The following is a 24,606-nucleotide window of genomic DNA, read 5'->3' on the forward strand; positions in this document are numbered from 1 at the left end:
CCCGGGGCCCTATGCGCCCAGTGCCTTGAGACGGCGCGCGGCCTCCTCCAGTACGCCTGTCCTCTTGCGAACGCGAAGCGAACAAAGGGTGCGCCTCCCTGCTCACGGTGGTCGTAGAAGACCGCGTTGGGGATGGCGATCACGCCAACGACTCCGGCGGCGCGAGGGCCTCCGCGACCGCGTACTGGAACAGGCCGCTCCTCGTTCGCATACCTCATGGTGGAGGGTGTGGGACAGGCTTGAGAGGGTGCTGTGCTCGACCGCGAGTCCTGTCAGCTTTCGTAGTGGTAGCGGCTGGCATGCTGCTGGAGGGCGACCCGGCCGAGTCCGGTGGCCGGATCGATCTGTCCACCGGGGAGTGCTGGCCTGCGTTCACCGATGAGCTGGGGCCTGGGTCCGAGGCCGAGGAGGACGACGATCCCGAGCGATGGCTGTACGTGCCGGCTCTGGGGTCCCGGGCCGGTCACCGGGACATGGAGCTGTTCATCGACGAGGTCGGGGACGCCGCCCTTGCCGGCAGGCTGCGGATCGCCATCGGTGGGCGGGGCGCCTTCCGGCGCTTCAAGGACGTCCTCGCAGGTGACGAGCGCTCCTGGAGCCGGCACCACCGGTTCAGCGATGAGCGACAGCGCGGCCGGGCCCGCGCCTGGCTGGCCGAGGAGGGCTACTGCCCGCACATCACCTTCTTCGTAGAGCCCAGCTCGGGTTCGTATCCTTCGGGGCCGGTATGACTCTTTGCTGCCCCTGTCCCGCATGATCCGGGGCGCTGTCACCGGGCCCGGCGGCGCCGGTTGATCGCTGGTGGAAGCGTGTCCGCCGACAGGCGGGCTGCGTGATACGACTGCCGATCACCGGTGTCCCGGTCTACCGGGCGGCAGTCGAGTGCGGGTGCGCGGCGGCTCGGAGCAACCAGGTCGTGCGGCCGGTACATCTGCTGGTACGTCTGCGGCTGTTAGGCAGCCAGCGTCTTGAGTCGGGAGGCCGCCTCCTCCAGCACGCCTGTCCGCTTGCAGAACGCGAAGCGGACAAAGGGCGCGCCCTGCTCGCGGTGGTCGTAGAAGACCGCGTTCGGGATGGCGACCACCCCGCAGCGTTCGGGCAGGGCCCGGCAGAAGGCGAAGCCGTCGCTCTCGCCGAGGGGGCGGATGTCGGTGGTGATGAAGTACGTGCCGGCCGGGCGGAACACCTCGAAGCCCGCCTCCGTGAGCCCGGTGGCCAGCAGGTCCCGCTTGGTCAGCATGTCCGCGCGGAACCCCTCGAAGTAGCTGTCCGGCAGCGCGAGGGCCTCGGCCACGGCGTACTGGAACGGTCCGGACGCCACATACGTCAGGTACTGCTTCGCCGAGCGCACGGCGGTCACGAGCGCGGGCGCGGCCGTCACCCAGCCGACCTTCCAGCCGGTGAACGAGAACGTCTTGCCGCTGCTGGAGATGGTCACCGTACGCTCGCGCATCCCCGGGAACGTCGCCAGCGGCACGTGCTCGGCGTCGTCGAAGACCAGATGCTCGTACACCTCGTCCGTCACCACCAGCAGGCCCCGCTCCACGGCCAGCTCGGCGATCGCCGCCAGCTCCTCGCGCGTGAGGACCGTGCCGGTCGGGTTGTGCGGGGTGTTGATCAGCAGCAGCCGGGTGCGGTCGGTGACGGCGTCGCGCAGCTCGTCGAGGTCGAGCCGGAAACGGCCCTCGTCCTCGTGCGCCCGCAGGGTGACCGGCACCCGGCGCCCGCCGGCCATCGCGATGCACGCCGCGTAGGAGTCGTAGTACGGCTCGAAGGCGATCACCTCGTCGCCGGGCTCCACCAGGGCCAGCAGGGCGGCGGCGATGGCCTCCGTGGCACCGGCGGTGACCAGGACCTCCGTGTCGGGGTCGTAGGCCAGGCCGTAGCGGCGCCGCTGGTGGGCGGTGATCGCGGTGCGCAGCTCGGGCACGCCGGGGCCGGGCGGGTACTGGTTGCCCCGGCCGTCCCGCAGAGCCCGTACGGCGGCCTCCCTGATCTCCTCGGGGCCGTCGGTGTCGGGGAAGCCCTGCCCGAGGTTGATGGCGCCGGTACTCAGAGCCAGGGCGGACATCTCGGCGAAGATCGTCGTCCCGAACTCGGCGAGCCGGCGGTTCAGGAGGGGGCGCGCGCTGGAGGTCATGCCGGTCATCCTGCGCCGAAGCTCTGGAGTTCCTCAACTCTGTGTTGGGTCGTTCCGCGGCCGGGCATCACCGCCTCACGCAAGAGCGAGGCGCCCACGGGGGGCCGCTTCGGGGGAAACGAAAGGAGGGTGACGCCATGATCGTCGGCATCATCCTGGCGGTGGTCGGAGTCGTCCTGGTCGGGGCGCTGGTCTCCACGGCTCGCAGGGGCGGGTCCCCTTCCCGGCGGACGGCGCGGCGCGGGGCGTGGGCGTCCTCCGGTTCGGGCAGCAGCCACAACAGCTGGTGGGCCGGCGGGGGAGACTCAGGCTCCTCCGGCGACGGCGGACATCACGGGGGACACTCCTGCGGCGGCGGATCGTCCTGCGGAGGCGGGTCCTCCTGCGGTGGTGGTGGCGGCGGTGGCTGCGGCGGCGGAGGCAGCTGACTGACGTCGGCGTCCTCACGGCGACGGGCTGTCGTCCTCACGGCGACCGTCTGTCGCCCTTACGGCGACGGGCTGTCGTCCTCACGGCCGGGGGCTCACCCTCACGGCCGGGACGTCGGCCGTCCTCACGACGGCAAAGCCGTATCCACCGAACGCGGGGTCCGCACCTGGCGCGGGCCCCGCGTTGTCATGTCCGGAGCTTCCCGGACGGATCACCGGTCGAACGCCCGTCAGGTGACCTCGGGGGAATCCTGGCAGCGTTTCCTGCCTGTAGGACAACTCCCGTCCGCCCCGGTGCGGCTCCGGCAACTGCGTGCGGTGAAGCGTTCTTTCGGGGGTCAGGCGGAATTCCGCGCTCCCGTTCGTCCCGGCTCCGGTCGTGAGCCACGGCGCACCGGCGCACGCCTCCCCGGTGCCGGCGCACGCCGTAGTTGAACAGTTGAGCTGTGGAGCCCTCTGAGGGATGGAAACCTTGCGAACTTGGGTAAAAACGCTGTGGTGGCGCCACCGTTCATGGTTCCCTCTAAGCCACCGACGCAGCCCTTCCCGGACATCCCGCGGACACCTTCCTGAAACCGGCCGACCGGGTTGCCTCGGGCCGACATCCCCCGGTTTGACCGGGGCGCAGCGGACCCATCTCTCTTTTTTGTGTGCTTGCGGAGCCGATCCATGCTCACGACCCTGAACACCCCCTACACCGACACCCGCGCGGCCGATCTCGCATGGGCCCTGGGGCGCGAGCCGCTTCCCGCACTGGCCGCACTCGACCTCGAACTGGCGGACGCCAAACTGCAGTTGCGACTCCTCGGCGCGTCCCACCAGGTCCTGCTGGAGGAGGAGCGGGGCGTCTGCTCGGAGACGGTGGCGTGCATCGCGGGCAGCAGCACCCCGCTTCCGCTCGGCGTCGCCAAGCGGGTGGACGACTGGGAGTACGAGTTCGCGGCCCGGGTCGAGGTCCTCTCGCCCGGCTCCTTCGCAGGCCGCGCCCAGGAGTTGCTGGCCCTCGTCTCCGACCATCCGCACGGCCTCGCCGGTGTCTTCCCCGGCAGCCCGTACGCCTTCACGGCGCTGCTCGCCCAGCATCACGAGGGGCAGGTGCACTGGCGGACCTGGCACGCCTACCCGCAGGACGGGCAGTTGGTGGCGACCCGTACGAAGGTGGGAGTGCGCGTGCCGGCGGCGGTCTACGTCAACTGACCCTTGCCCGCTGATGTCCGGCCCGCAGAACCGTATGTGGTCAACCCAATCTCGTACCAGTGCCCGGCCCCGGTAAACCAGCACCACACGTGTGGGTGACGAACCGCAGTCGAGGCGTGACGTAACGTCGCAGCGTGATCGAGCCGCACGCGCCCGCCCCGCCCCGTTCGCAGGAGCCATGGAGCGCCCCGGGCGGCCCCGACGGCCCGGCGCGACTGCCCGTCCGGCCCGGCACCGGACGGTTCCTCGTCCTTGCCGGCGTGTTCGTCTGCGCGGCCTGCGGACTCGTGTACGAACTGGAACTCGTCGCGCTCGCCTCGTACTTGATGGGCGACTCCGTCACGCAGGCGTCCGTCGTGCTGTCCGTGATGGTCTTCGCGATGGGCATCGGCTCCCTTGCCGCGAAGCGGCTGCGCCGGCTCGCCGCGGCCGGGTTCGGCGCCGTCGAGGCCACCCTCGCGCTCGTCGGCGGATGCAGCGCGATGGCCCTGTACGCCGTGTTCGCCTGGACGGGCGACTGGGGCGGGATGTGGGCCAACGGGTCGCGCTGCCTGCTGGTCGCCTTCTCCCTCGCCATCGGACTGCTCATCGGCGCCGAGGTCCCGCTGCTGATGGAGCTGATCCAGCGCATCCGCCGCCAGGACGCGGGCGGCGCGGTGGCCGACCTGTTCGCCGCCGACTACGTAGGAGCCCTAGTCGGCGGCCTCGCCTTCCCCTTCCTGCTGCTGCCGTTCCTCGGGCAGTTGACCGGCACGCTGCTCACCGGCGCGGTCAACACGGTCGTCGGCGGGGCGCTGGTGCTCGGCCTGTTCCGGCGGGACCTCACCCGCCGGGCCCGCTGGCTGCTGCTGATCGGCAACGGCCTCGTCCTCGCCGTCCTCGCCTCCGCCGCGGTCCTCGTCGACGACTTCGAACGGGCCGCGCGGCAGGCGATGTACGGCGACGACGTCCGCGTGGCGCTCCAGACCGGTGTGAAGGAGGTGGTCCTCTCCGGCGGTACGGAAGGACGGCCCCTCGACATCTACTTCGACGGCCGGCTGCGGGTCAGCGGGCGCGACGAACTGCGCTTCCACGAGGCCCTCGTCCACCCGGCCATGACCGGGCCGCACACGCGCGTGCTGATCCTCGGCGGCGGCGACGGCCTCGCGGTGCGCGAGGTGCTGCGGCACTCCGGAGTGGACCGGGTCGACGTCGTCGAACTCGACGCGGAGGTGGTCCGGCTGGCCCGCACCGACCCGGCCCTGTCCGCGCTCAACGAGCACGCCTTCGGCGACCCGCGCGTGCGGGTCACCACCGCGGACGCCTTCGGCTGGCTGCGCGGAGCGACCCCGGCGGCGTACGACGTGGTCGTCTCGGACCTGCCGGACCCGGGCATCACGGCGAGCACGAAGCTGTACTCGCAGGAGTTCTACGGCCTCGCGCGGCGCGTGCTGGCCCCCGGCGGGCGGCTCGTGGTGCACGCCGGGCCGGTCGCGTCCGGCCCCCGGGTGTACTGGACGGTCGAGGCGACCGTGCGCGCGGCCGGTCTGCGCACCGCCCCGTACGGCACGGCAGGCCGACGCGCCGGTGGCGCCGCCGGGCCCGACCGCACGCCCGCCGAACGCGCCCGGGCGCCCCGGGACTGGGGTTTCGTGCTGGCCGCCCGCACGGGCCCGCGCCCTCGGCTCGACCCGGACGGTCCGCGGCCCGGCGTCCTCACGGAGGCGTCCCTGGCCGCGGGGGAACGGGCGGCGCGCAGGACGCGGATCGCGGGGCTGCCCGCGTCGACGCTGGTGCATCCGCGGTACTGACGGTGCGTCCGCGGTACTGACGGTGCGTCCGCGGTACCGGCGCATCCGCGGTACTGAGGGGCGGGGGCCTGTCGGGCGGGTCCGGAGGATACGCCTGGTGGGGGTGGAACGGGGGTGAATCCCCCGGGCGGGGGTGCGTTTCGGGCTGTGCTGGGTAGAGTCCGTCGACATGGAGCACGAGGTGTTCGTTCCGGTTCCGGCCGAGCGGCTCAGGGAGGTGCTGGACGACCCCGCGCGGGTCGCCCGGGCCGTCCCCGGGCTCCAGCAGGACGCCGGCGCCGAACCGGTCGCCGGGCGGCTGAAGATCCGGGTCGGCAGCCACTCCGTCACCTACCGGGGTGCCGTACGGGTCTCCCGGCGGGGCGACGACGCGTACGCCGTCGAGGGTGAGGCGGAGGAGTCGCGGGGCAGCGGCTCGGTCAAGCTCAGTCTGCGGATCGCCCTGCGCGCGGCGGAGGACGGCTGCACCGTCGTGTACGACGGCACGGCCTCCGCGGACGGACGGATCAAGGACCTCCCGGCGGACGCGGTGGAAAGTGCCGTCACCCGGCTGCTGAACCGTTTCGCGGAGCACCTCGCCGCGGCGGCCACGGGCGCGGACGACGGGGTGCCACCGCCACCGCCCCCGTCCGGCCAGGGCACGGGCACGGTGGCCGAGGGCGCCGATCCCGGTCTCACCGAGGAACCCCCGGCCTCCCCCGAGCGCCCCTCCGTCTTCGGTGCCGACGTCCCGCCCTCCTCCCTCGGACCCGAGGCCCGGGAGGACCAGGAGGACCAGGAGGACATCGCCGAGGCGGCGCACGCGCGGCGGACCATGATCGGGCGCAGCGCCGAGGAGGTCGACCACGCGCCGCCGCGCGGCCGGTACGCCCCCGTGCCCGCGCCGCAGACCGTGACGCCCCCGGCCCCGCTGCGCTGGGCGGCCCCCGCGGCGGCGCTCGTGGTGGCCTCGGCCATCGTGGCGGTCCGGGCCCTGCGCCGACGCCGCTGAGCCGCAGACGGCGTGTGGGCGGGGCGGCGACGCCGCTGAGCCGCAGACCGCGTGTGGGCCGGGCGGACATGGCCGAACACCCCGCAACCGGTGAGGCTCTCTTGATCACCGCAGTAGGGTCGATCCGTGAGTGACGAAGACATCACGCTGACCGCGGGTGACGCGGAGGTGACCGTGCAGCCGGGCAACGGCGGCCGGGTCGGAGGGCTGCGGATCGGCGGCGTCGAACTGCTCCGCCAGGGCGTGGGGGTCCCCCCGGGCGAGCGAAGCCGAGCCTGGGGGAGGTTCGGGTGCTTCCCGATGGTGCCCTGGTGCGGCCGGATCCGGGACGGACGGTTCCTGGACGGCGCCGAAGTGCGGCAGATGCCGCTGAACGCCCCGCCCCACGCCATCCACGGCACCGTCCGCGACCACGCATGGCGCACCGCCCGCACGAGCACGGACGAGGCCGTCCTCACGTGCGAGCTCGTCGACCCCTGGCCCCACCCGGGCGTCGTCACCCAGATCGTCGCCCTCACCCAGGACGCACTGACGCTGACCATGTCCGTCGAGACGTACGAGTCGTCCTTCCCGGCGCAGATCGGCTGGCACCCCTGGTTCAACCGGAACCTCGGCGGCGAGGACGTCACCCTCGACTTCGACCCCGCCTGGCAGGAGGAGCGCGGCGACGACCACCTGCCCACCGGCAACCGCCTCGACCCGAAGCCCGGCCCCTGGGACGACTGCTTCGGCATGCCCGGCGGCGTCGAGGCCACCCTGACCTGGCCCGGCCAACTGGAGCTGAAGGTCACCAGCCGCGAGGAGTGGGTCGTCGTCTACGACGAGCAGCGGGAGGCCGTGTGCGTGGAACCGCAGACCGGCCCGCCCAACGGGCTCAACACCCAGCCGCGCCTGGTCACACCCCTGGAGCCGCTGGAGGCCACCACGACCTGGAGCTGGCGCCGCCTCTAAGCTGGGCGGCATGACGGACACTCGCGGCGCGCTGCTGCAGCAGATCAAGGACAAGGCCGTGGTGCACGGCAAGGTGACCCTGTCGTCGGGTCTCGAGGCCGACTACTACGTCGACCTGCGGCGGATCACGCTCGACGGTGAGGCCGCCCCGCTGGTCGGCCAGGTGCTGCTGGACCTGACGGCCGAGCTGGACTTCGACGCCGTCGGCGGCCTGACCATGGGCGCCGACCCGGTCGCCGCCGCCATGCTGCACGCGGCCGCCGCGCGCGGGAAGCGCCTGGACGCCTTCGTCGTGCGCAAGGCCGCCAAGGCGCACGGCCTGCAGCGGCGCGTCGAGGGTCCGGACATCGCGGGCCGCCGCGTGCTGGTCGTCGAGGACACCTCCACCACCGGCGGCTCCCCGCTCACCGCCGTCGAGGCCGTGCGCGAGGCCGGGGGCGAGGTCGTCGCCGTCGCGACCATCGTCGACCGGGCGACCGGCGCCGCGGAGAAGATCCAGGAGGGCGCCGGGGTGCCGTACCTCTTCGCCTTCTCCAAGGACGAGCTGGGCCTCGACTGACCGGGGACCGACCAGGGCGTGGACGGTGGCCTGGACCTTCCGGCCAAGTCTGGAAAGATGGGGCCGACGATGACGTCGTACCCCAAGGTCTAGGTCAGGGCCGTTAGACACAGCAGTACGTCAACCCGCAGATACAAGGAGCGGACGCATGCCCATCGCAACTCCCGAGGTCTACAACGAGATGCTGGACCGGGCGAAGGCAGGAAAGTTCGCCTACCCGGCCATCAACGTGACCTCCACCCAGACCCTGCACGCGGCCCTGCGCGGTTTCGCTGAGGCGGAGAGCGACGGCATCGTCCAGATCTCCACGGGTGGCGCCGAGTTCCTGGGCGGTCAGTACAGCAAGGACATGGTGACCGGCGCGGTCGCCCTGGCCGAGTTCGCGCACATCGTCGCCGAGAAGTACCCGGTGAACATCGCGCTGCACACCGACCACTGCCCCAAGGACAAGCTCGACGGGTACGTACGCCCGCTCCTGGCGCTCTCCCAGAAGCGCGTCGAGGCCGGTCTGAACCCGCTGTTCCAGTCGCACATGTGGGACGGCTCGGCCGAGACCCTCGCCGACAACCTCTCCATCGCGCAGGAGCTGCTGGAGCAGGCCCGCGCCGCGAAGATCATCCTCGAGGTGGAGATCACCCCGACCGGTGGCGAGGAGGACGGCGTCTCCCACGAGATCAACGACTCCCTCTACACCACGGTCGACGACGCGATCCGCACCGCGGAGGCCCTCGGCCTCGGTGAGAAGGGCCGCTACCTGCTCGCCGCGTCCTTCGGCAACGTGCACGGCGTGTACAAGCCGGGCAACGTCGTCCTGCGTCCCGAGCTGCTGAAGGAGCTGAACGAGGGCGTCGCCGCCAAGTTCGGCAAGGGCTCCCCGTTCGACTTCGTCTTCCACGGCGGCTCGGGCTCCACGGAGGAGGAGATCCGCACCGCGCTGGAGAACGGCGTCGTGAAGATGAACATCGACACCGACACCCAGTACGCGTTCACGCGCCCCGTCGCGGACCACATGTTCCGCAACTACGACGGTGTCCTGAAGGTCGACGGCGAGGTCGGCAACAAGAAGACCTACGACCCGCGCACCTGGGGCAAGCTGGCCGAGGCCTCCATGTCCGCGCGCGTCGTCGAGGCCTGCGGCAACCTGCGCTCGAACGGCACGAAGATCAAGTAAGTCCGGTCCGCGCCGGTTCCAGCCGGTTCGCATCGGTTCCAGCCGGTTCGCATCGGTTCCAGCCGGTTCGCGCCGGGTCGCACCCGGGTTCGTTCGCGTGGAGCCCGGCACCTCCTGAGGTGCCGGGCTCTTCCGTATGCTCCCTGCATGCCCGATGTCCGGTTGGCCTCCCCGCAGGGCAAGTGGATCCTGCTCACCACCGTCCTCGGCTCCAGCATGGCGATGCTGGACTCGACCGTCGTCAACGTCGCCCTGCCGCGCATCGGCCGCGACCTCGACGCGAACCTGTCCGCCCTGCAGTGGACGGTCAACGCCTACATGGTCACGCTGGCCGGGCTGATCCTGCTGGGCGGGGCGCTCGGGGACCGGTTCGGGCGGCGCAAGGTGTTCGTCGTCGGCGTGGTGTGGTTCGCGGTGGCATCGCTGCTGTGCGGCCTCGCGCCGAACGCGGGGGTGCTGATCGCCGCGCGGGCCCTGCAGGGGGTCGGCGGCGCGCTCCTGACCCCCGGGTCACTGGCGCTGATCCAGGCGTCCTTCCACGCCGACGACCGGGGGCGGGCCGTGGGCCTGTGGTCCGGGTTCGGCGGGATCGGGGCGGCGGTCGGGCCGTTCGTCGGCGGCTGGCTGGTGGACGGGCCGGGCTGGCGGTGGGTGTTCCTGCTGAACGTGCCGCTGGCGCTGGTGTGCGTGCCGGTGGCGCTGCGGCACGTCCCCGAGTCGGGCGGGGGCACCGCCCGCTCGAGCGAAGCCGAGAGTGGGGGACAGCAGGCGCACGGGCGCTTCGACGTGCTCGGGGCCGTGCTGGGGGCGCTGGCCCTCGCGCTGGTGACGTACGCGCTGATCGAGGCCGGTGAGGGCGGAGCGGTGGTGGTGGTCTCGGCGGTGGCCGGTCTGGCCGCGGCCGTCGCGTTCGTGGTGGTCGAGCGGCGCCGGCCCGACCCGATGATGCCGCTGGACATCTTCGCGTCCCGGCAGTTCACGGCCGTCAACCTCGTCACGCTGTGCGTGTACGCGGCCCTCGGCGGGTTCTTCTTCCTCGCCGCGCTCCAGCTCCAGGTGGTCGTGGGCTACTCGGCCCTGGCCGCCGGTACGGCCCTGCTGCCGACGACCGTGCTGATGCTGCTGCTGTCGGCGCGCTCCGGGGAGCTGGCCGACCGGATCGGGCCGAGGATCCCGCTGACGGTGGGGCCGCTGCTGTGTGCGGCCGGGATGCTGATGATGCTGCGGGTCGGACCGGGCGCGTCCTACGCCGCCGATGTGCTGCCGGCGCTGGTGGTGCTCGGGCTGGGCCTGGTCACGCTGGTGGCGCCGCTGACGGCGACGGTGCTGGGCTCGGTGAGCGTGGTGCGGGCGGGGCTGGCCAGCGGCATCAACAACGCGGCGGCCCGGGCGGCTGGCCTGATCGCGGTGGCGGCGCTGCCGCTGCTGGCGGGGATGGGGGAGGAGGCGTACCGGGAGCCGGCCGCCTTCGACACGGCGTTCGACAAGGCGATGGGCTGGTGCGCGGGGGCGCTGGTGGTGGGGTCGGTGATCGCGGCCGCGGTGGTGCGCAGGCCGCCGCCGGACTGCAAGCGGCCGGAGTGCCTGCGGCACGGCGGTGTGACGGCGCCGCCGCTGGAGGGGGAGCCGGTGCGGAAGCGGTTGGGGTAGAGGGGCGGGGAGCTGCTGCCCGGCAGCCGGGTGCCGGGGTTCAGGCCGAGGCCGGGCGGGACCGGTGCCCGCGGCCGCGTGGGATGGCGCAGACTTGGGGCATGTCCATTCACGAGAACCTTCTCGGGGGCCCGCCCCCGACCCACCTCCCCGACGACCCCGGGCCGCGGGACATGCTCGCCTCGGGTGCTGCGCCCGCCGAGGTCGCCGCTGCGCACCCCACCTCCTCGCTCGCCTGGGCCCAGCTCGCCGACGAGGCGTTCGAGCGGGGCGCCACCGTGGAGTCGTACGCGTACGCGCGCACCGGCTACCACCGCGGTCTGGACGCGCTGCGCCGCAGCGGCTGGAAGGGCCACGGTCCGGTGCCGTGGGAGCACGAGCAGAACCGCGGCTTCCTGCGGGCCCTGCACGCCCTCGCCCGCGCCGCGCAGGCGATCGGCGAGCAGGAGGAGTACGAGCGCTGCTCCCAGTTCCTGAAGGACTCCTCGCCGACGGCGGCGCAGGTCCTGGGCTGACCCACGGTCCGTGCACGCGAGGCCCGCCCCCGAAAGGCGGGCCTTGCGGTTTCGGGGGACGATTGCGCAAGATGCCCTCGGGGACCGGGGCCCCCGTGTCGGATTCGGCAGGGGCGGACCGCTACCCGGAGTTATACGCAGGAGACAGCGATGTCCCACGAGGCTCACGAGCCCGAGACCCCGCATCTCGACTTCCACGGCACGACGCCGTACGAGGACTACGTCAAGGCAGACGTACTCACCCACCTCCAGCACACCCTCTCCGACGATCCCGGAGAGATGGTCTTCCTGGTGACGACCCAGGTGATGGAGCTGTGGTTCACCGTCATCGTCCACGAGTGGGAGACGGCCGCGGGCGCGCTCCGGGGTGACGACATCCCGACCGCCGTCCACGCGCTCAAGAGGTCCGTCCGCGAACTGGAGGCGCTCAACCACTCCTGGAAGCCGCTCGCCCAGCTCACGCCGGCCCAGTTCAACTCGTACCGCAGCGCCCTCGGCGAGGGATCCGGCTTCCAGTCGGCGATGTACCGGCGCATGGAGTTCCTGCTCGGCGACAAGTCCGCGTCCATGCTCGTCCCGCACCGGGGCGCACCGCGGGTGCACGCCGAGCTGGAGAAGGCGCTGCACGAGCCGAGCCTGTACGACGAGGTCGTGCGGCTGCTGGCGCGGCGCGGGCACGACATCCCGGAGGCGGTGCTGCGGCGCGACGTCTCGCGGCGCTACGAGCCGTCGCCGCAGGTCGAGGCGGCCTGGACGGCCGTCTACTCGGGCGACGAGAGCGACGAGGTCGCCCGGCTGGGCGAGGCGCTGAGCGACGTCGCCGAGCTGGTGTGGCGCTGGCGCAACGACCACCTGGTCGCCACCCGCCGTGCGATGGGCGCCAAGACCGGCACGGGCGGCTCCGCCGGGGTGGCCTGGCTGGAGAAGCGCGCGCAGAAGAACGTGTTCCCCGAGCTGTGGACGGCGCGGTCCTATGTCTGACCTGGCCATCGTGGCGGAGAAGCTGGACGCCGTCGATGAACTGGGCGGCAAGCGCGAGGAGTTCGTCCTCGATGACGTCGTCTACCTCGACGGCAACTCGCTGGGCGCGCTGCCCGCCGTGGTGCCCGGCCGGGTGGAGGACGTCGTACGCCGCCAGTGGGGCGAGCTGCGCATCCGGTCCTGGGAGGAGAGCGGCTGGTGGACGGCGCCCGAGCGGATCGGCGACCGGATCGCCCCGCTGGTCGGGGCGGCGCCCGGGCAGATCGTCGTGGGCGACTCCACCAGCGTCAACGTCTTCAAGGCGCTGGTGGGCGCGGTGCGGATGGCCGGGGAGGGCCGTGACGAGCTCCTCGTCGACGCGACGACCTTCCCCACCGACGGGTACATCGCCGAGTCCGCCGCCCGCATGACCGGCCGCACCCTGCGGCCCGTGGCACCGGCGGACGTGCCGGGCGCGCTGGGCGAGCGCACCGCCGCCGTCCTGCTCAACCACGTCGACTACCGCACCGGCCGGCTGCACGACCTGCCCGGTCTGACGGCCGCCGTGCGCGAGGCGGGCGCGGTCGCCGTCTGGGACCTGTGCCACAGCGCGGGCGCGCTGCCGGTAGGGCTGGACGAGCACGGCGTGGATCTCGCGGTCGGCTGCACCTACAAGTACCTGAACGGCGGGCCCGGTTCACCCGCGTACCTGTATGTGCGGCGGGAGCTCCAGGACCGTTTCGACTCGCCGCTGCCCGGGTGGAACTCGCACGCCGAGCCCTTCGGCATGCGTACCGGCTACGAACCGGCCCCCGGTGCCCTGCGCGGCCGGGTCGGCACGCCCGACATCCTCTCCATGCTCGCCCTGGAGGCGGCCCTGGAGGTCTGGGACGGGGTGTCGGTCGAGGCGGTGCGGGCCAAGTCCCTCGCGCTGACGGACTTCTTCCTTCAGTGCGTGGCGGCGTATGTGCCCGAGGGCCGGGTGGAGTGTGTGACGCCGCTGCCGCATGAGGAGCGGGGCAGCCAGATCGCCCTGCGCTGCTCCCCCGAGCTCTCGACTTCGTTCGAGCAGGGAGGTGCCCCCATCGCCGGTGACGTGATGAAACGGCTGATCGAGCGCGGAGTGGTCGGCGACTTCCGGGCGCCGGACGTGCTGCGCTTCGGTTTCACGCCGCTGTACGTCGCCTTCGCCGACGTGGAGCGGGCGGCGCGGGTGCTGGCGCAGACGCTGGCCTGAGCGGCGGCGGGGCCGGGACGCCCGGTGGTGTCCCGGCCCCGCGGTGCCCGTCCGGTCTTCACCGAGCGTGACATCCGCATGTCCGCGCATGTCACGCGCCTGGTACCGTCCCGGCCAACGGCTGGCCCCCTCAACTGGCCCGCCGCGTACGGTTCATCGCTGGAAGGTTGGAGCATGACGGACGACGTCGCAGCAGCACGGGCCGCTGCCGAGGAGAAGTCGGCTTTCTCCCACGCGCCCGTCGACCCCGACGCCACCGCGGCCTACGGCGACCACCCCGACCAGGTGATCGACTTCTTCGCCCCGCGCCGGGCCGGCGGCCCCGGGCCCGCCCCGGTCGTCTTCGTCCTGCACGGCGGTGCCTGGCGGGCCCCCTACGACCGGCGCCACATCAGCCCCTTCGCGGACTTCCTCGCCCGCCGCGGGTTCGCCGTGGCCAGTGCCGAGTACCGGCGCGGCGGCGCCGACGACTCCGTCGCCGGCCGCTGGCCCGACACCTTCGACGACGTCGCCGCGGCGCTGGACGCCCTCCCGGCGCTGGTACGGGAGTTGCTGCCGCAGGCCGACCCGCGCCGTACGGTCCTCACCGGCCACTCGGCGGGCGGGCATCTCGCGCTGTGGGGTGCCGCCCGGCACGTCCTGCCGGCCGACTCGCCCTGGCGGGGCGGCAGCCCGGCGACGCTGCGCGGCGTCGTCGCCCTCGCCCCGATCGCCGACCTCGCGATCGCCGACAAGCTGGACGTGTGCGGGGGCGCCGCGCGTCAACTCCTGGGCGGGGACGAGAACTTCGCGGAGCGCCGACCGTACGCGGACCCGGCGCTGCTGCTGCCCACCGGCATCGCCACCACCCTCGTCCAGGGCCGCACGGACCTCGATGTGCCGCAGGCCGTCGCCGATTCGTACGCGGAGGCGGCGGCGAAGGCCGGAGAGATGGTGGGGGTGACGCTGCTGGAGGACGTGGGGCACTTCCCGCTCATCGACCCGGCGGCGGACGCGTGCGCGGTGGTCGTGGAGGAGATCGCGCAGCTGGCCTGGTGAGCACCGCCGCGCGGCCTTGGCCGGCTGCACTTCGACGGCCGCGGCTCCGGCCGGGTGACAGAGGTCCTCGGCGACCTCGACCGGGCCGACCGCGTCGCCGTCCTCGTCCCCGGCTCCGACACGGGCCTCGACACCTACGGCCCCCTCAGGGACCGGACCCAGGCGGCGGTGTTCGCCTACGAGTCGGGGCTGGTGCGGCCGTCGGGCTACTGAGGGGCGGCGCCGATCGCGCCTGGTCGGCCCCGTAGTACCTGAGAGGGACGGGCAGGAACCCCTCTCACTGGGGACGACCCGGACCCGGGGGTGCGCCTACCGTTCTGTACGTGACCGAGACGACTCACATGCAGACCACGCCGCCGGGGGACCGGGCCAAGCCCCGCAGTCCGGAGTACCGGGTGGCGGTGGACTTTCTGCGGGGCCTGAGGCAGGACCTCTTCCAGGACGCGTTCGCCTACCGGCCGCTGCCGGCCCGGCGCACGGACGGGTGGGTCGTCCGGCGGCTGCCGGGCCGGCTGCGGGAGTACGCGGCGTGGCTCCCGCACGCCGTGATCACCGCTGCGGCCCTGATCACCTTCGCGCTCGCCGCGGTCGACTCGGGCGGTCCGCCTCTCCTGCTGGGTCCGCTCTGCGCGATTCCCGTGCTGCTGACCATGGTGCGGCCCGTCGGCGCGTTCTGGGCGTCCATGGTCTCCACCCCGCTGGCTGCCGTGCTCGGCAGCCACTGGGGCGAATGGCCCTGGGCGGCCGGCAGCTTCGCCTGCCATCTGACCGTGCTGACGGTCGTGGCGATGCGCACCCGGCCGCGCACGGCCGCGTGGATGTGGGCACTGACGCTGGTGTACGCGCTCATCGCGGACTCCGGCGTCGGCCCGACCTACATGTACGGCAGCAACTCCGGCCCCATGCTCGTCATATCGGCCCTGGTCCTGCTCTGCGTCACCGTCTGGCACATCCGGCGCCACGCCGAGCAGGAGGTCACCGCCCAGCAGACGGTCACCGCGCACGAGCGCTCCCGCCGCACCCTGCTGGAGGAGCGCACCACCATCGCCCGCGAGCTGCACGACGTCGTCGCCCACCACATGTCGGTCGTCGCCATCCAGGCGGAGGCCGCGCCGTACCGGGTGGAGAACCCGCCGCCGGAGCTGGAGAAGGCGTTCGCCACGATCCGGGAGAACGCGGTGGCGGCCCTGACCGAACTGCGCCGGGTGCTCGGCGTCGTCCGCGCCGAGGACTACCAGGTCCCGGACGCCCCGCAGCCCACGCTCGCCGACCTCGACGGCCTGCTGGCCAATGTCCGGGAGGCCGGGCTGACCGTGGAGAAGACGGTGACGGGCGCGGTGCGGGAGCTGCCGCAGGGCGTGGAGCTGTCGGCGTACCGCATCGTGCAGGAGGCCCTGAGCAACACCCTGCGGCACGCGCCGGGGGCCACCGCCCGGGTCGAGATCGGGTACGTGCTCGGCGGCCTGGGGCTGCGCGTGGTCAACGACCCGCCGCCCGATCCGAGCCTCGTCAAGCCCTCGCCCGGCGCCGGGCACGGCATCACGGGCATGCGGGAGCGGGTGACGATGCTGACCGGCGAGATGACGGCCGGCGGCACGGACGACGGGGGATACGAGGTGACGGTGTTCCTGCCGGTCGCCCTGCCGGGCGAGGACGACGCATGACCATCCGGGTCCTGATCGCGGACGACCAGATGATGGTGCGTGAGGGCTTCTCGGTTCTTCTGAACGCGATGCCGGACATCGAGGTCGTCGGCGAGGCGGTGAACGGCCGCGAGGCCGTCGCCAAGGTGCGCGAGCTCGCCCCGGACGTGGTGCTGATGGACATCCGCATGCCCGAGCTGAACGGCATCGAGGCGACCCGCGAGATCGTCGCCGCCGACGGCGCGGCGAAGGTGCTGGTGCTCACCACGTTCGACCTCGACGAGTACGTGTACCAGGCGCTGCGCGCGGGCGCCTCGGGCTTCCTCCTCAAGGACGCCTCGGCCCGCCAGCTCGCCGACGGGGTGCGGGTGGTGGCGTCGGGGGAGGCGCTCCTGGCCCCCTCGGTGACCAGGCGCCTGATCACCGAGTTCTCCAAGCTCTCCGAGAAGCCGCGCCTGATGCCCTCCGCGCAGGCCGCCTACGGGGATCTCACCGAGCGGGAGACGGAGGTGCTGGTCCTCATCGCGCAGGGCCTGTCGAACTCGGAGATCGCGGAGCGGCTGGTGGTCGCCGAGTCCACGATCAAGACGCACGTCAGCCGGATCCTGGTGAAGCTGGGCCTGCGGGACCGCACCCAGGCGGCGGTGTTCGCCTACGAGGCGCGGTTGGTGACGCCCGGATAGCCCCGGCCTCGGTCGGGCCGTGCGGGACGGCTCGGCTCGGACAGCCGCCGTCCGGGCGGCCGTCGTCCGGGCGGCCGGGGGACGTCGCCCCGCGGGCTCTCGGCCCCGGGGTGACGCGGACGGGTCAGTCCAGTTGCATCGGCGTGCAGTCGCTGACGTAGGACTTGGAGACCCAGCCGGTGCTGCCCTTGGCCAGTCCGCTCTTGGACTTCCGGCCGAGCTGCAGCTTGATCCAGGAGCCCTTGGTGGCGAGCTTCCCGCCCCGGTCGTTCTTGTGCGGGATGCCCTTGGACGCGTAGCCGGTGCCGGCGCCCGTGCGGAAGTTCACGCCGCTGCTCTTGGAGACGTAGTAGGAGACGTTCGGCTCGCACGGCATCTCGGCGGCGGTGGCGGCCGGGGCAACGGCCGCGACCACGCCGGCGGACAGCGACAGGGCCGGCATGGCCGAGGCGGCCAGACAGGCGGGGACGCGGGCGCGGAGCTTGGCTCGCTGCGGTGTCATGAAGTTCTTTTCTTGCGAAGACTCGTGCCGTTCACACGGCCGGGCCAGCTCAACGATCTTGATGTCGCAGGATCGTCTCCGTCGTGTCCCTGCCATGTGAAGGAACACCCCTGGTCAGAGAGGGGGTTCGGGAGCTAGCGTCCCGGCATGGCTGCATTCGACCCGTGGGACCCGGCGTTCCTCGCCGACCCGTACCCCGCCTACGCCGAACTGCGTGCCCAGGGCCGTGTGCACTGGTTCGAGCCCACCGGGCAGTGGCTCGTCCCGCACCACGCGGACGTCTCGGCACTGCTGCGCGAGAGGCGCCTGGGCCGGACGTACCAGCACCGGTTCACGCACGAGGAGTTCGGCCGCTCGGCGCCCCCGCCGGAGCACGAGCCGTTCCACACGCTCAACGACCACGGGATGCTCGACCTGGAGCCGCCGGACCACACCCGGATCCGCCGCCTGGTGTCGAAGGCGTTCACGCCGCGCACGGTGGAGCGGCTGAAGCCGTATGTGCGGGGCCTGGCCGACGACCTGGTGTCCGCGCTGGTCGAGGCGGGTGGCGGCGACCTGTTGAAGGACGTCGCCGAGCCCCTGCCCGTCGCGGTGATCGCCGAGATGCTCGGCATCCCTGAGTTCGACCGGGCCCCGCTGCGCCCCTGGTCGGCGGACATCTGCGGGATGTACGAGCTGAGCCCGTCCGAGGACACGGCTGCCAGGGCCGTCCGGGCGTCGGTCGAGTTCTCCGACTATCTGCGCGACCTGATCGCGGCCCGCCGCAAGGAGCCGGGTGAGGACCTCATCTCCGGGCTCATCGAGGCCCACGACGAGGGCGACCGGCTCACCGAGCAGGAGATGATCTCCACCTGCGTGCTGCTGCTCAACGCCGGCCACGAGGCCACGGTGAACGCCACGGTCAACGGCTGGTACGCCCTGTTCCGCAACCCGTCCCAGCTGGAGCTGCTGCGCGCGGACCACACGCTCATCCCCTCCGCGATCGAGGAGCTGATGCGCTACGACACCCCGCTCCAGCTGTTCGAACGCTGGGTCCTGGACGAGATCGAGATCGCCGGCACGACGATCCCGCGGGGCTCGGAGATCGCCATGCTCTTCGGCTCCGCCAACCACGACCCGGCGGTGTTCCGGAACCCGTCCGCCCTCGACCTCACCCGCGCGGACAACCCCCACATCTCCTTCAGCGCCGGCATCCACTACTGCATCGGCGCACCACTGGCCCGTATCGAACTGGCCGCCTCGATGGGGGCGCTGCTGGAGAGGGCCCCGACGCTGCGACTGGCCGCAGAGCCCGAGAGGAAGCCGAACTTCGTGATCAGGGGGTTGGAGGGGCTGGCCGTGGAGGTGGGGTGACCCGCGCCCGCGCCGATGCCGGCAGCGGCAGCGGCAGCCGTGCCCGTGCCCGCAGCGGCAGCCGTGCCCGTGCCCGCAGCGGCAGCCGTGCCCGTGCCCGCAGCGGCAGCCGCGCCCGTGCCCGCAGCCGCGCCCGCAGTCACACCGGCACCCGTACTGCTCACATCGTCATGTCCCGCCGCCGCAACCCCGCCAGCCCCCCGGCCACCAGCAGTACCGCGAGCCCGGTCAGCACCAGCACCGGCCCCCACTGCATGGAGCCGCCCGGCAGCTTCGGCAGGTGCCCGAACGGTGAGACGTCCAGCACGGCCTGCGGCGCGTCCAGCGCGGGCCCGACCCAGCCGATCAGGAGCACGGCCCCGGCGACGCCCCACGCCGCCAGGGCCGCCCGGGGCAGGACCCCGTGCAGCAGCACCGCCAGCCCGCCGATCACCCACACCGCCGGGAGCTGCACCAGGCACGCCGCCAGGATCGGGCCGGTCTCCTTGCCGTAGCCGACGGCGAAGCCGAACCCGGCCAGCAGCATGATCAGGGCTGCGCCGCCGAAGGCGATCACCAGATGACCGGCGGTCCACCGCACCCGCCCCACCGCGTTCGCCAGCACCGGTTCCGCCCGGCCCGAGGTCTCCTCGCCGTGCAGGCGCAGCACCGACGCCACGATGTACAGCGCCGCGATCAGGCCCAGCATCCCGACCATCGACGCCAGGAACGCGTCCGTCAGGCCGGACTGACCGCCCATGCGTTCGATGATGCGCCGGGCGTTGTCGTTGTCGCCCACCAGGCCGGCCGCGCCGTCGGTCATGCCGCCGTAGACGACCCCGGCCAGGAAGAAGCCGATGCTCCAGCCCAGCACGCCGCCCCGCTGCAACCGCCAGGCCAGGGCGCCCGCGCTGCCCAGGCGGCCGGACGCCGGGCCCGGCCGGGTCGGCAGGAAGCTCATGCCGAGGTCCCGGCGGCCGGCCAGGCCGTAGGCCGCCGCGCCCTGGAGGGCCACCGCCCCGGCGAGCAGGGCCAGCACCCACCAGCGCTCGGACGCGTAGGGCCGCAGGTTCTCCAGCCAGCCCAGCGGTGACAGCCAGGTCAGGACCGACGAGCCTCCCCCAGTGCCGAAAGCCTGGGAGGTGCCCCCATCCGTCGCCGAGTCGCCCGCCGCGCGCAGGACGAACGCGGCTCCGAGCACCGCCGCCGTCAGGCCGCGTGCCAGCCGTGCGCTCTCCGTCAGCTGCGCGACGATCGCGGCCGTCGTGGCGAAGACCATCCCGACGGCGGCGATCCCGAGCCCGAGGGCCAGGGCGCCGGTCGTGCCCTGCCCGGCCAGCCCGGCCTTCACCAGCAGCGCCAGGACCCCGTTCGCGACCGCCGCCGCGAGCAGGGCCGCCGTCAGGGAGGCCCGGCGGCCCACCATCCCGGACGCCACCAGCTCCTGACGGCCGCTCTCCTCCTCGTCCCGGGTGTGCCGTACGACGATCAGCAGGCTCATCACGGCCGCCAGGGCTCCGGCGTAGATGCCGACGCGCCAGGCCGTCAGGGCGCCCAGCGAGTCGCCGAAGACCGGGCCGACCATCGCGCGCAGCGAGGCGTTGGTCTCCATCTGCCGGACCAGGTCGGCGCGTTCGGCCGGGGTGCTGTACAGGCCCTCCAGGGTGCCCGGCATGGACAGGACCATCAGCGCGTTCACCGCGATCCATACGAGGATCAGCAGCCGGTCGCGGCGCAGGGCGAACCGCAGCAGGATGCCCGTGCCGGCCAGTTGGCGTGAACTGCCGGGCCGTAGCGCGAACGTGGTCACCGGGCCACCGCCGCGTCCGGCTCGGCCGTCTCCTCCTGGTAGTGCCGCAGGAACAGCTCCTCCAGCGTGGGCGGTGTCGACGTCAGCGACCGTACGCCCGAGTCGCTCAGCGACCGCAGGACGGCGTTCAGCCGGTCGGTGTCGACCTGGAGCCGGACGCGGTGCCCCCGCACGTCGAGATCGTGCACGCCGGGCAGTTCCGCCAGGCCGTCGGGCGGGCCCGCGAGCTCGGCGACGACGCTGGTGCGGGTCAGGTGGCGCAGGTCGGCGAGGGAACCGCTCTCGACCGTGCGGCCACCCCGGATGATGCTCACCCGGTCGCACAGCTCCTCGACCTCGCTGAGGATGTGGGAGGAGAGCAGGACCGTGCGGCCCCGGTCGCGCTCCTCCTCGACGCAGGCCTGGAAGACCTCCTCCATCAGCGGGTCCAGACCCGAGGTCGGCTCGTCCAGGATCAGCAGGTCGACGTCCGAGGCGAACGCGGCGACCAGGGCGACCTTCTGCCGGTTGCCCTTGGAGTAGGTGCGGCCCTTCTTGGTGGGGTCGAGTTCGAAGCGCTCGGTCAGCTCCCTGCGGCGCCGCGCGTCGAGCCCTCCGCGCAGCCGGCCGTAGAGGTCGATGACCTCGCCGCCGGAGAGGTTGCGCCACAGCGTGACGTCCCCGGGGACGTAGGCGATGCGGCGGTGCACCTCCACCGCGTCCGTCCACGGGTCGCGGCCGAGGACCTGCGCGGCGCCCGAGTCGGCGCGCAGCAGGCCGAGCAGGACCCGGATGGTGGTGGACTTCCCGGCGCCGTTGGGGCCGAGGAAGCCGTGGACCTCGCCGGCGGCGACCTCCAGGTCGAGCCCGTCGAGAGCATGCGTCCGCCCGAAGGACTTGTGCAGTCCGGAGACGGTGATGGCCTTCGTCATGTTTCAGAACGTACGCTTCTTTCAGAAATTTGTGAAGTTAAGGAAGCGTCTGAATCTCGGATAGGATGAGGTCATGACGGAATCAGCCGGGACCGGCCGGGACGCGGAGGTCGTGTCGAGGTTCGTGGAGTCCTTCGCGGCGCAGCTCGTCGAGGCGGGGATGACGCGCATGCCCGCCCGGGTCTTCGCCGCGCTCCTGTCCTCCGACGCGGGCTCGATGACCTCCGCCGAGCTGGGGGAGCAGCTGCGGATCAGCCCCGCGGCGGTGTCCGGGGCGGTGCGCTACCTGTCCCAGGCGCACATGGTCTCCCGCGAACGGGAGCCGGGCTCGCGCCGGGAGCGCTACCGGGTGCACGGCGACCAGTGGTACGAGGCCCTGACCAACCGCGACGCCGTCCTCAAGCGGTGGGAGGGCGCCCTGCGCGAGGGCGTCACCAGTCTCGGCGCCGGCACCCCGGCCGGCCGCCGCCTGTCCGAGACGCTGGCGTTCTTCGAGTTCCTCGACGGTGAACTCCTCGCGATGATGGAGCGCTGGCGGGTGCACCGCGACAAGACGTTCGGGCCGGAGGGCCCCTAAGGCACCCCTAGGAGTGTCCTGAAGATCTTGGAATTGCGCCCGGCTTGCACCGGTTCGTGGCGATTGACATCTACCGGCGATCCGGGGCGATCCCGGCGGCCGGAGCAAGACCTTCATCGGTCTTCCAGGCCCACTCACCGCCCCGACGGCACCGTCAGCCCCCACGCACCCTCCCGCACCACCCACGTCCGGGTCCGCACCGGTCCCGACACCACCGTGTCCGCGCGGTAGCGGAAGTGCGCCCCGGACACCGTCACCGTCCGGCCCTGCGCCAGCAGAGGCGCGGCCTCCGCGCCCACCGACACCGGTCTGACCTCCACCGACGCGATCCCCGCGGCGACCGGAGCCACCGACACGCCCTCCACCGGCTGGTCCAGGTCGACGAGCGTCTGCCCGTCCACCTCGACCCGCAGCCGGGACGGCCCCGGCTCGGGCGCGGCGGCGACCCGCAACGGGCGGCCCGCCGGGACCAGCGTCCGGACCAGGGACTGGCAGGTCCGCAGCCACGGGTGGCCCGGCACCGCGTCCGGGTCCGGCGTGCCCTCCAGGACCGTCCCGGCCGGCGCGGGCCGCAGTGGGGGTATCCGCAGCGCGCCGAGCACCACCCCGTCGCTGTCGTCGACCATCAGGTCCATGCGCCGCTCGACCCCGTCGAGCACCGCCCGTGCCGCCGCAACCGTCCCCGTCGGCACCCCCAGCGACCGGGCCAGGGACAGCGCGCCCCCGACCGGCACCACCGACAGCGCACATCCGGCCAGCTCCCGGTGCCGGTGCAGCAGGGCCACCGCGCGGATCAGGGCCCGGTCGTCGCCCACCACCACCGGTCGCCGCGAGCCCCGCCGGGCCAGCGCCCGGGCGAACTCCTCCGGCCCGTCCGGCAGGCACAGCTTCATGCCGGCACCCGCTCCGAGCACGTCTTTCGCGATCCGGACGGACTCTCCGTCCGACCTACGGGCGACCGGATCGACCACCACCAGCAACTGCTCGGACGTCGCGGAAGTCGCCACCTCGGCCATGCCTCGCTTCCTCGGGTAGCATCTTTGTGCAAGAGCCCCTTGCGCTATTGCGCCAGGGGCTTCGTCTATTCCGGGGCATCCGGTCCGACGGTTGGCGGCCAACGGTGGTCGCGGTGCACGCGGTGGTACACCGCCGCGTTCGCCCTCGACCATGGACATGCCCCGCCCGGAAGGGGTGTACGCGCGTGCCCGCACTTGTGCTGCTCGGTGCTCAGTGGGGTGACGAAGGCAAGGGAAAGGCCACCGACCTTCTCGGTGGCTCCGTGGATTATGTAGTGCGCTACCAGGGCGGCAACAACGCCGGCCACACGGTGGTCGTGGGTGACCAGAAGTATGCACTGCACCTCCTCCCTTCCGGAATCCTGTCTCCCGGCTGTACGCCGGTCATCGGAAACGGCGTCGTCGTCGACCCGTCGGTCCTGCTCTCCGAGCTGAGCGGTCTGAACGAGCGTGGCGTCGACACGTCCAAGCTCCTCCTCAGCGGAAACGCGCACATCATCACCCCGTACAACGTGACGGTGGACAAGGTGACCGAGCGCTTCCTCGGCAAGCGGAAGATCGGCACGACCGGCCGCGGCATCGGCCCGACCTACGCCGACAAGATCAACCGGGTCGGTATCCGCGTGCAGGACCTGTACGACGAGTCGATCCTCACGCAGAAGGTCGAGGCGGCCCTCGACGTCAAGAACCAGGTCCTCACCAAGCTCTACAACCGGCGCGCGATCGCCGTGGAGCAGGTGGTCGAGGAGCTGCTGGGCTACGCCGACAAGCTCGCGCCGTACGTCTCCGACACCGTCCTGGTCCTCAACCAGGCGCTGGAGGAGGACAGGGTCGTCCTGTTCGAGGGCGGCCAGGGCACGCTCCTCGACATCGACCACGGCACGTACCCCTTCGTCACCTCGTCGAACCCGACCGCGGGCGGTGCCTGCACCGGCGCCGGTGTCGGCCCGACGAAGATCAGCCGGGTCATCGGCATCCTCAAGGCGTACACCACCCGCGTCGGGGCGGGCCCGTTCCCGACCGAGCTGTTCGACGAGGACGGCGAGGCGCTGCGCCGTATCGGCGGGGAGCGCGGTGTCACCACCGGCCGTGACCGCCGCTGCGGCTGGTTCGACGCGGTCATCGCCCGCTACGCGACCCGCGTGAACGGATTGACCGACTTCTTCCTCACCAAGCTCGACGTCCTCACCGGCTGGGAGCAGATCCCGGTCTGCGTGGCGTACGAGATCGACGGCAAGCGGGTCGAGGAGCTCCCGTACTCCCAGACCGACTTCCACCACGCCAAGCCGGTCTACGAGATGCTCCCCGGCTGGAACGAGGACATCTCCAAGGCGAAGACCTTCGGTGACCTGCCGAAGAACGCCCAGGCGTACGTGAAGGCGCTTCAGGAGATGTCCGGCGCCCCGATCTCCGCGATCGGCGTCGGCCCGGGCCGGGACGAGACGATCGAGATCAACTCGTTCATCTGACCCGCCCCCGCCCCCGCCCCCGCGTCCGCAGGCCGT

Annotated in this window: 23 protein-coding genes and 2 pseudogenes; 19 read left to right on the forward strand and 6 right to left on the reverse strand. The window is 72.5% G+C overall.

Features of this window, described 5'->3' with window-relative positions:
* Positions 1–9 precede the first annotated feature (9 nt).
* A pseudogene (locus HDC93_RS38560) lies at positions 10–146 on the reverse strand (aminotransferase); the annotation flags it as partial.
* A 153-nt stretch (positions 147–299) separates the two neighbouring features.
* Between HDC93_RS38560 and HDC93_RS20040 the strand changes: the two are divergent.
* Entirely contained in the window at positions 300–731 is a 432-nt protein-coding gene (locus HDC93_RS20040) for a UPF0158 family protein (protein ID WP_260419670.1), read from the forward strand.
* Positions 732–952: 221 nt separating this feature from the next.
* On the opposite strand, the gene HDC93_RS20045 is transcribed toward HDC93_RS20040, so the two are convergent.
* The gene (locus HDC93_RS20045; RefSeq protein ID WP_185012260.1) at positions 953–2,149 is read right to left on the reverse strand and encodes a pyridoxal phosphate-dependent aminotransferase; all 1,197 of its coding nucleotides are present in this window, start codon (positions 2,147–2,149) and stop codon (positions 953–955) included.
* 128 nt (positions 2,150–2,277) lie between these two features.
* On the opposite strand from HDC93_RS20045, the gene HDC93_RS20050 reads away from it, so the two are divergent.
* The 15 genes and pseudogenes from HDC93_RS20050 (at position 2,278) to HDC93_RS20120 (ending at position 16,953) form a co-directional block, all read left to right on the forward strand.
* On the forward strand, positions 2,278–2,568 hold the full coding sequence (locus HDC93_RS20050) for a hypothetical protein (RefSeq protein WP_185012261.1): 291 nt from the start codon (positions 2,278–2,280) through the stop codon (positions 2,566–2,568).
* A gap of 669 nt (positions 2,569–3,237) precedes the next feature.
* Positions 3,238–3,765 (forward strand): DUF2617 family protein, encoded by a 528-nt coding sequence (locus HDC93_RS20055; protein ID WP_185012262.1) that lies wholly within the window; start codon positions 3,238–3,240, stop codon positions 3,763–3,765.
* Positions 3,766–3,899: 134 nt separating this feature from the next.
* Positions 3,900–5,555, forward strand: coding sequence for a polyamine aminopropyltransferase (locus tag HDC93_RS20060; RefSeq protein ID WP_185012263.1), 1,656 nt, complete (start codon positions 3,900–3,902; stop codon positions 5,553–5,555).
* A 169-nt stretch (positions 5,556–5,724) separates the two neighbouring features.
* The gene (locus tag HDC93_RS20065) at positions 5,725–6,546 is read left to right on the forward strand and encodes an SRPBCC domain-containing protein (RefSeq protein WP_185012264.1); all 822 of its coding nucleotides are present in this window, start codon (positions 5,725–5,727) and stop codon (positions 6,544–6,546) included.
* A 126-nt stretch (positions 6,547–6,672) separates the two neighbouring features.
* Positions 6,673–7,497 carry an aldose 1-epimerase gene (locus HDC93_RS20070; RefSeq protein WP_185012265.1) on the forward strand — a complete coding sequence of 275 codons (825 nt, stop codon included), beginning with the start codon at positions 6,673–6,675 and terminating at the stop codon, positions 7,495–7,497.
* A gap of 10 nt (positions 7,498–7,507) precedes the next feature.
* The gene (gene pyrE / locus HDC93_RS20075) at positions 7,508–8,056 is read left to right on the forward strand and encodes an orotate phosphoribosyltransferase (RefSeq protein WP_185012266.1); all 549 of its coding nucleotides are present in this window, start codon (positions 7,508–7,510) and stop codon (positions 8,054–8,056) included.
* Positions 8,057–8,204: 148 nt separating this feature from the next.
* Positions 8,205–9,227, forward strand: coding sequence for a class II fructose-bisphosphate aldolase (gene fbaA / locus HDC93_RS20080; RefSeq protein WP_185012267.1), 1,023 nt, complete (start codon positions 8,205–8,207; stop codon positions 9,225–9,227).
* 147 nt (positions 9,228–9,374) lie between these two features.
* Positions 9,375–10,877, forward strand: a complete 1,503-nt coding sequence (locus tag HDC93_RS20085) for an MFS transporter (RefSeq protein ID WP_185012268.1) — start codon at positions 9,375–9,377, stop codon at positions 10,875–10,877.
* Between the two features lie 101 nt (positions 10,878–10,978).
* On the forward strand, positions 10,979–11,392 hold the full coding sequence (locus HDC93_RS20090) for a DUF3151 domain-containing protein (protein ID WP_185012269.1): 414 nt from the start codon (positions 10,979–10,981) through the stop codon (positions 11,390–11,392).
* Positions 11,393–11,542: 150 nt separating this feature from the next.
* A complete protein-coding gene (locus HDC93_RS20095; protein ID WP_185012270.1) occupies positions 11,543–12,373 on the forward strand; it encodes a tryptophan 2,3-dioxygenase family protein in 831 nt (276 codons plus the stop codon).
* Positions 12,366–13,589 (forward strand): kynureninase, encoded by a 1,224-nt coding sequence (kynU, locus tag HDC93_RS20100; protein WP_185012271.1) that lies wholly within the window; start codon positions 12,366–12,368, stop codon positions 13,587–13,589. Before HDC93_RS20095 ends, kynU begins: the two co-directional genes overlap by 8 nt.
* A gap of 174 nt (positions 13,590–13,763) precedes the next feature.
* Positions 13,764–14,627, forward strand: a complete 864-nt coding sequence (locus HDC93_RS20105; RefSeq protein WP_185012272.1) for an alpha/beta hydrolase — start codon at positions 13,764–13,766, stop codon at positions 14,625–14,627.
* Positions 14,628–14,792: pseudogene (locus HDC93_RS38565) on the forward strand (alpha/beta hydrolase); the annotation flags it as partial.
* Between the two features lie 158 nt (positions 14,793–14,950).
* Positions 14,951–16,291, forward strand: coding sequence for a histidine kinase (locus HDC93_RS20115; protein WP_311774586.1), 1,341 nt, complete (start codon positions 14,951–14,953; stop codon positions 16,289–16,291).
* Positions 16,288–16,953, forward strand: a complete 666-nt coding sequence (locus HDC93_RS20120) for a response regulator transcription factor (RefSeq protein ID WP_030846299.1) — start codon at positions 16,288–16,290, stop codon at positions 16,951–16,953. Before HDC93_RS20115 ends, HDC93_RS20120 begins: the two co-directional genes overlap by 4 nt.
* Before the next feature lie 124 nt (positions 16,954–17,077).
* On the opposite strand, the gene HDC93_RS20125 is transcribed toward HDC93_RS20120, so the two are convergent.
* A complete protein-coding gene (locus tag HDC93_RS20125) occupies positions 17,078–17,455 on the reverse strand; it encodes an SH3 domain-containing protein (RefSeq protein WP_185012273.1) in 378 nt (125 codons plus the stop codon).
* Positions 17,456–17,602: 147 nt separating this feature from the next.
* On the opposite strand from HDC93_RS20125, the gene HDC93_RS20130 reads away from it, so the two are divergent.
* Entirely contained in the window at positions 17,603–18,808 is a 1,206-nt protein-coding gene (locus HDC93_RS20130) for a cytochrome P450 (protein ID WP_185012274.1), read from the forward strand.
* A gap of 160 nt (positions 18,809–18,968) precedes the next feature.
* Here HDC93_RS20130 and HDC93_RS20135 read toward each other — a convergent pair whose 3' ends face one another.
* A complete protein-coding gene (locus HDC93_RS20135) occupies positions 18,969–20,597 on the reverse strand; it encodes an ABC transporter permease (RefSeq protein ID WP_185012275.1) in 1,629 nt (542 codons plus the stop codon).
* Positions 20,594–21,508, reverse strand: coding sequence for an ABC transporter ATP-binding protein (locus tag HDC93_RS20140; protein WP_185012276.1), 915 nt, complete (start codon positions 21,506–21,508; stop codon positions 20,594–20,596). Before HDC93_RS20140 ends, HDC93_RS20135 begins: the two co-directional genes overlap by 4 nt.
* A 73-nt stretch (positions 21,509–21,581) precedes the next feature.
* Between HDC93_RS20140 and HDC93_RS20145 the strand changes: the two genes are divergently transcribed.
* Positions 21,582–22,085, forward strand: coding sequence for a GbsR/MarR family transcriptional regulator (locus HDC93_RS20145; RefSeq protein ID WP_185012277.1), 504 nt, complete (start codon positions 21,582–21,584; stop codon positions 22,083–22,085).
* A gap of 134 nt (positions 22,086–22,219) precedes the next feature.
* Here the strand turns inward: HDC93_RS20145 and HDC93_RS20150 are convergent, their stop codons facing one another.
* Complete coding sequence (locus HDC93_RS20150; protein ID WP_185012278.1) at positions 22,220–23,101, reverse strand: diacylglycerol kinase family protein; 882 nt, start codon at positions 23,099–23,101, stop codon at positions 22,220–22,222.
* 185 nt (positions 23,102–23,286) lie between these two features.
* On the opposite strand from HDC93_RS20150, the gene HDC93_RS20155 reads away from it, so the two are divergent.
* Positions 23,287–24,570: an adenylosuccinate synthase gene (locus HDC93_RS20155; protein ID WP_185012279.1), complete on the forward strand. Its 1,284-nt coding sequence runs from the start codon at positions 23,287–23,289 to the stop codon at positions 24,568–24,570.
* The last annotated feature ends 36 nt before the right edge of the window (positions 24,571–24,606 follow it).

This window comes from Streptomyces sp. AK010 (genome assembly GCF_014207295.1).
In the GTDB taxonomy this organism is placed as follows: domain Bacteria; phylum Actinomycetota; class Actinomycetes; order Streptomycetales; family Streptomycetaceae; genus Streptomyces; species Streptomyces massasporeus.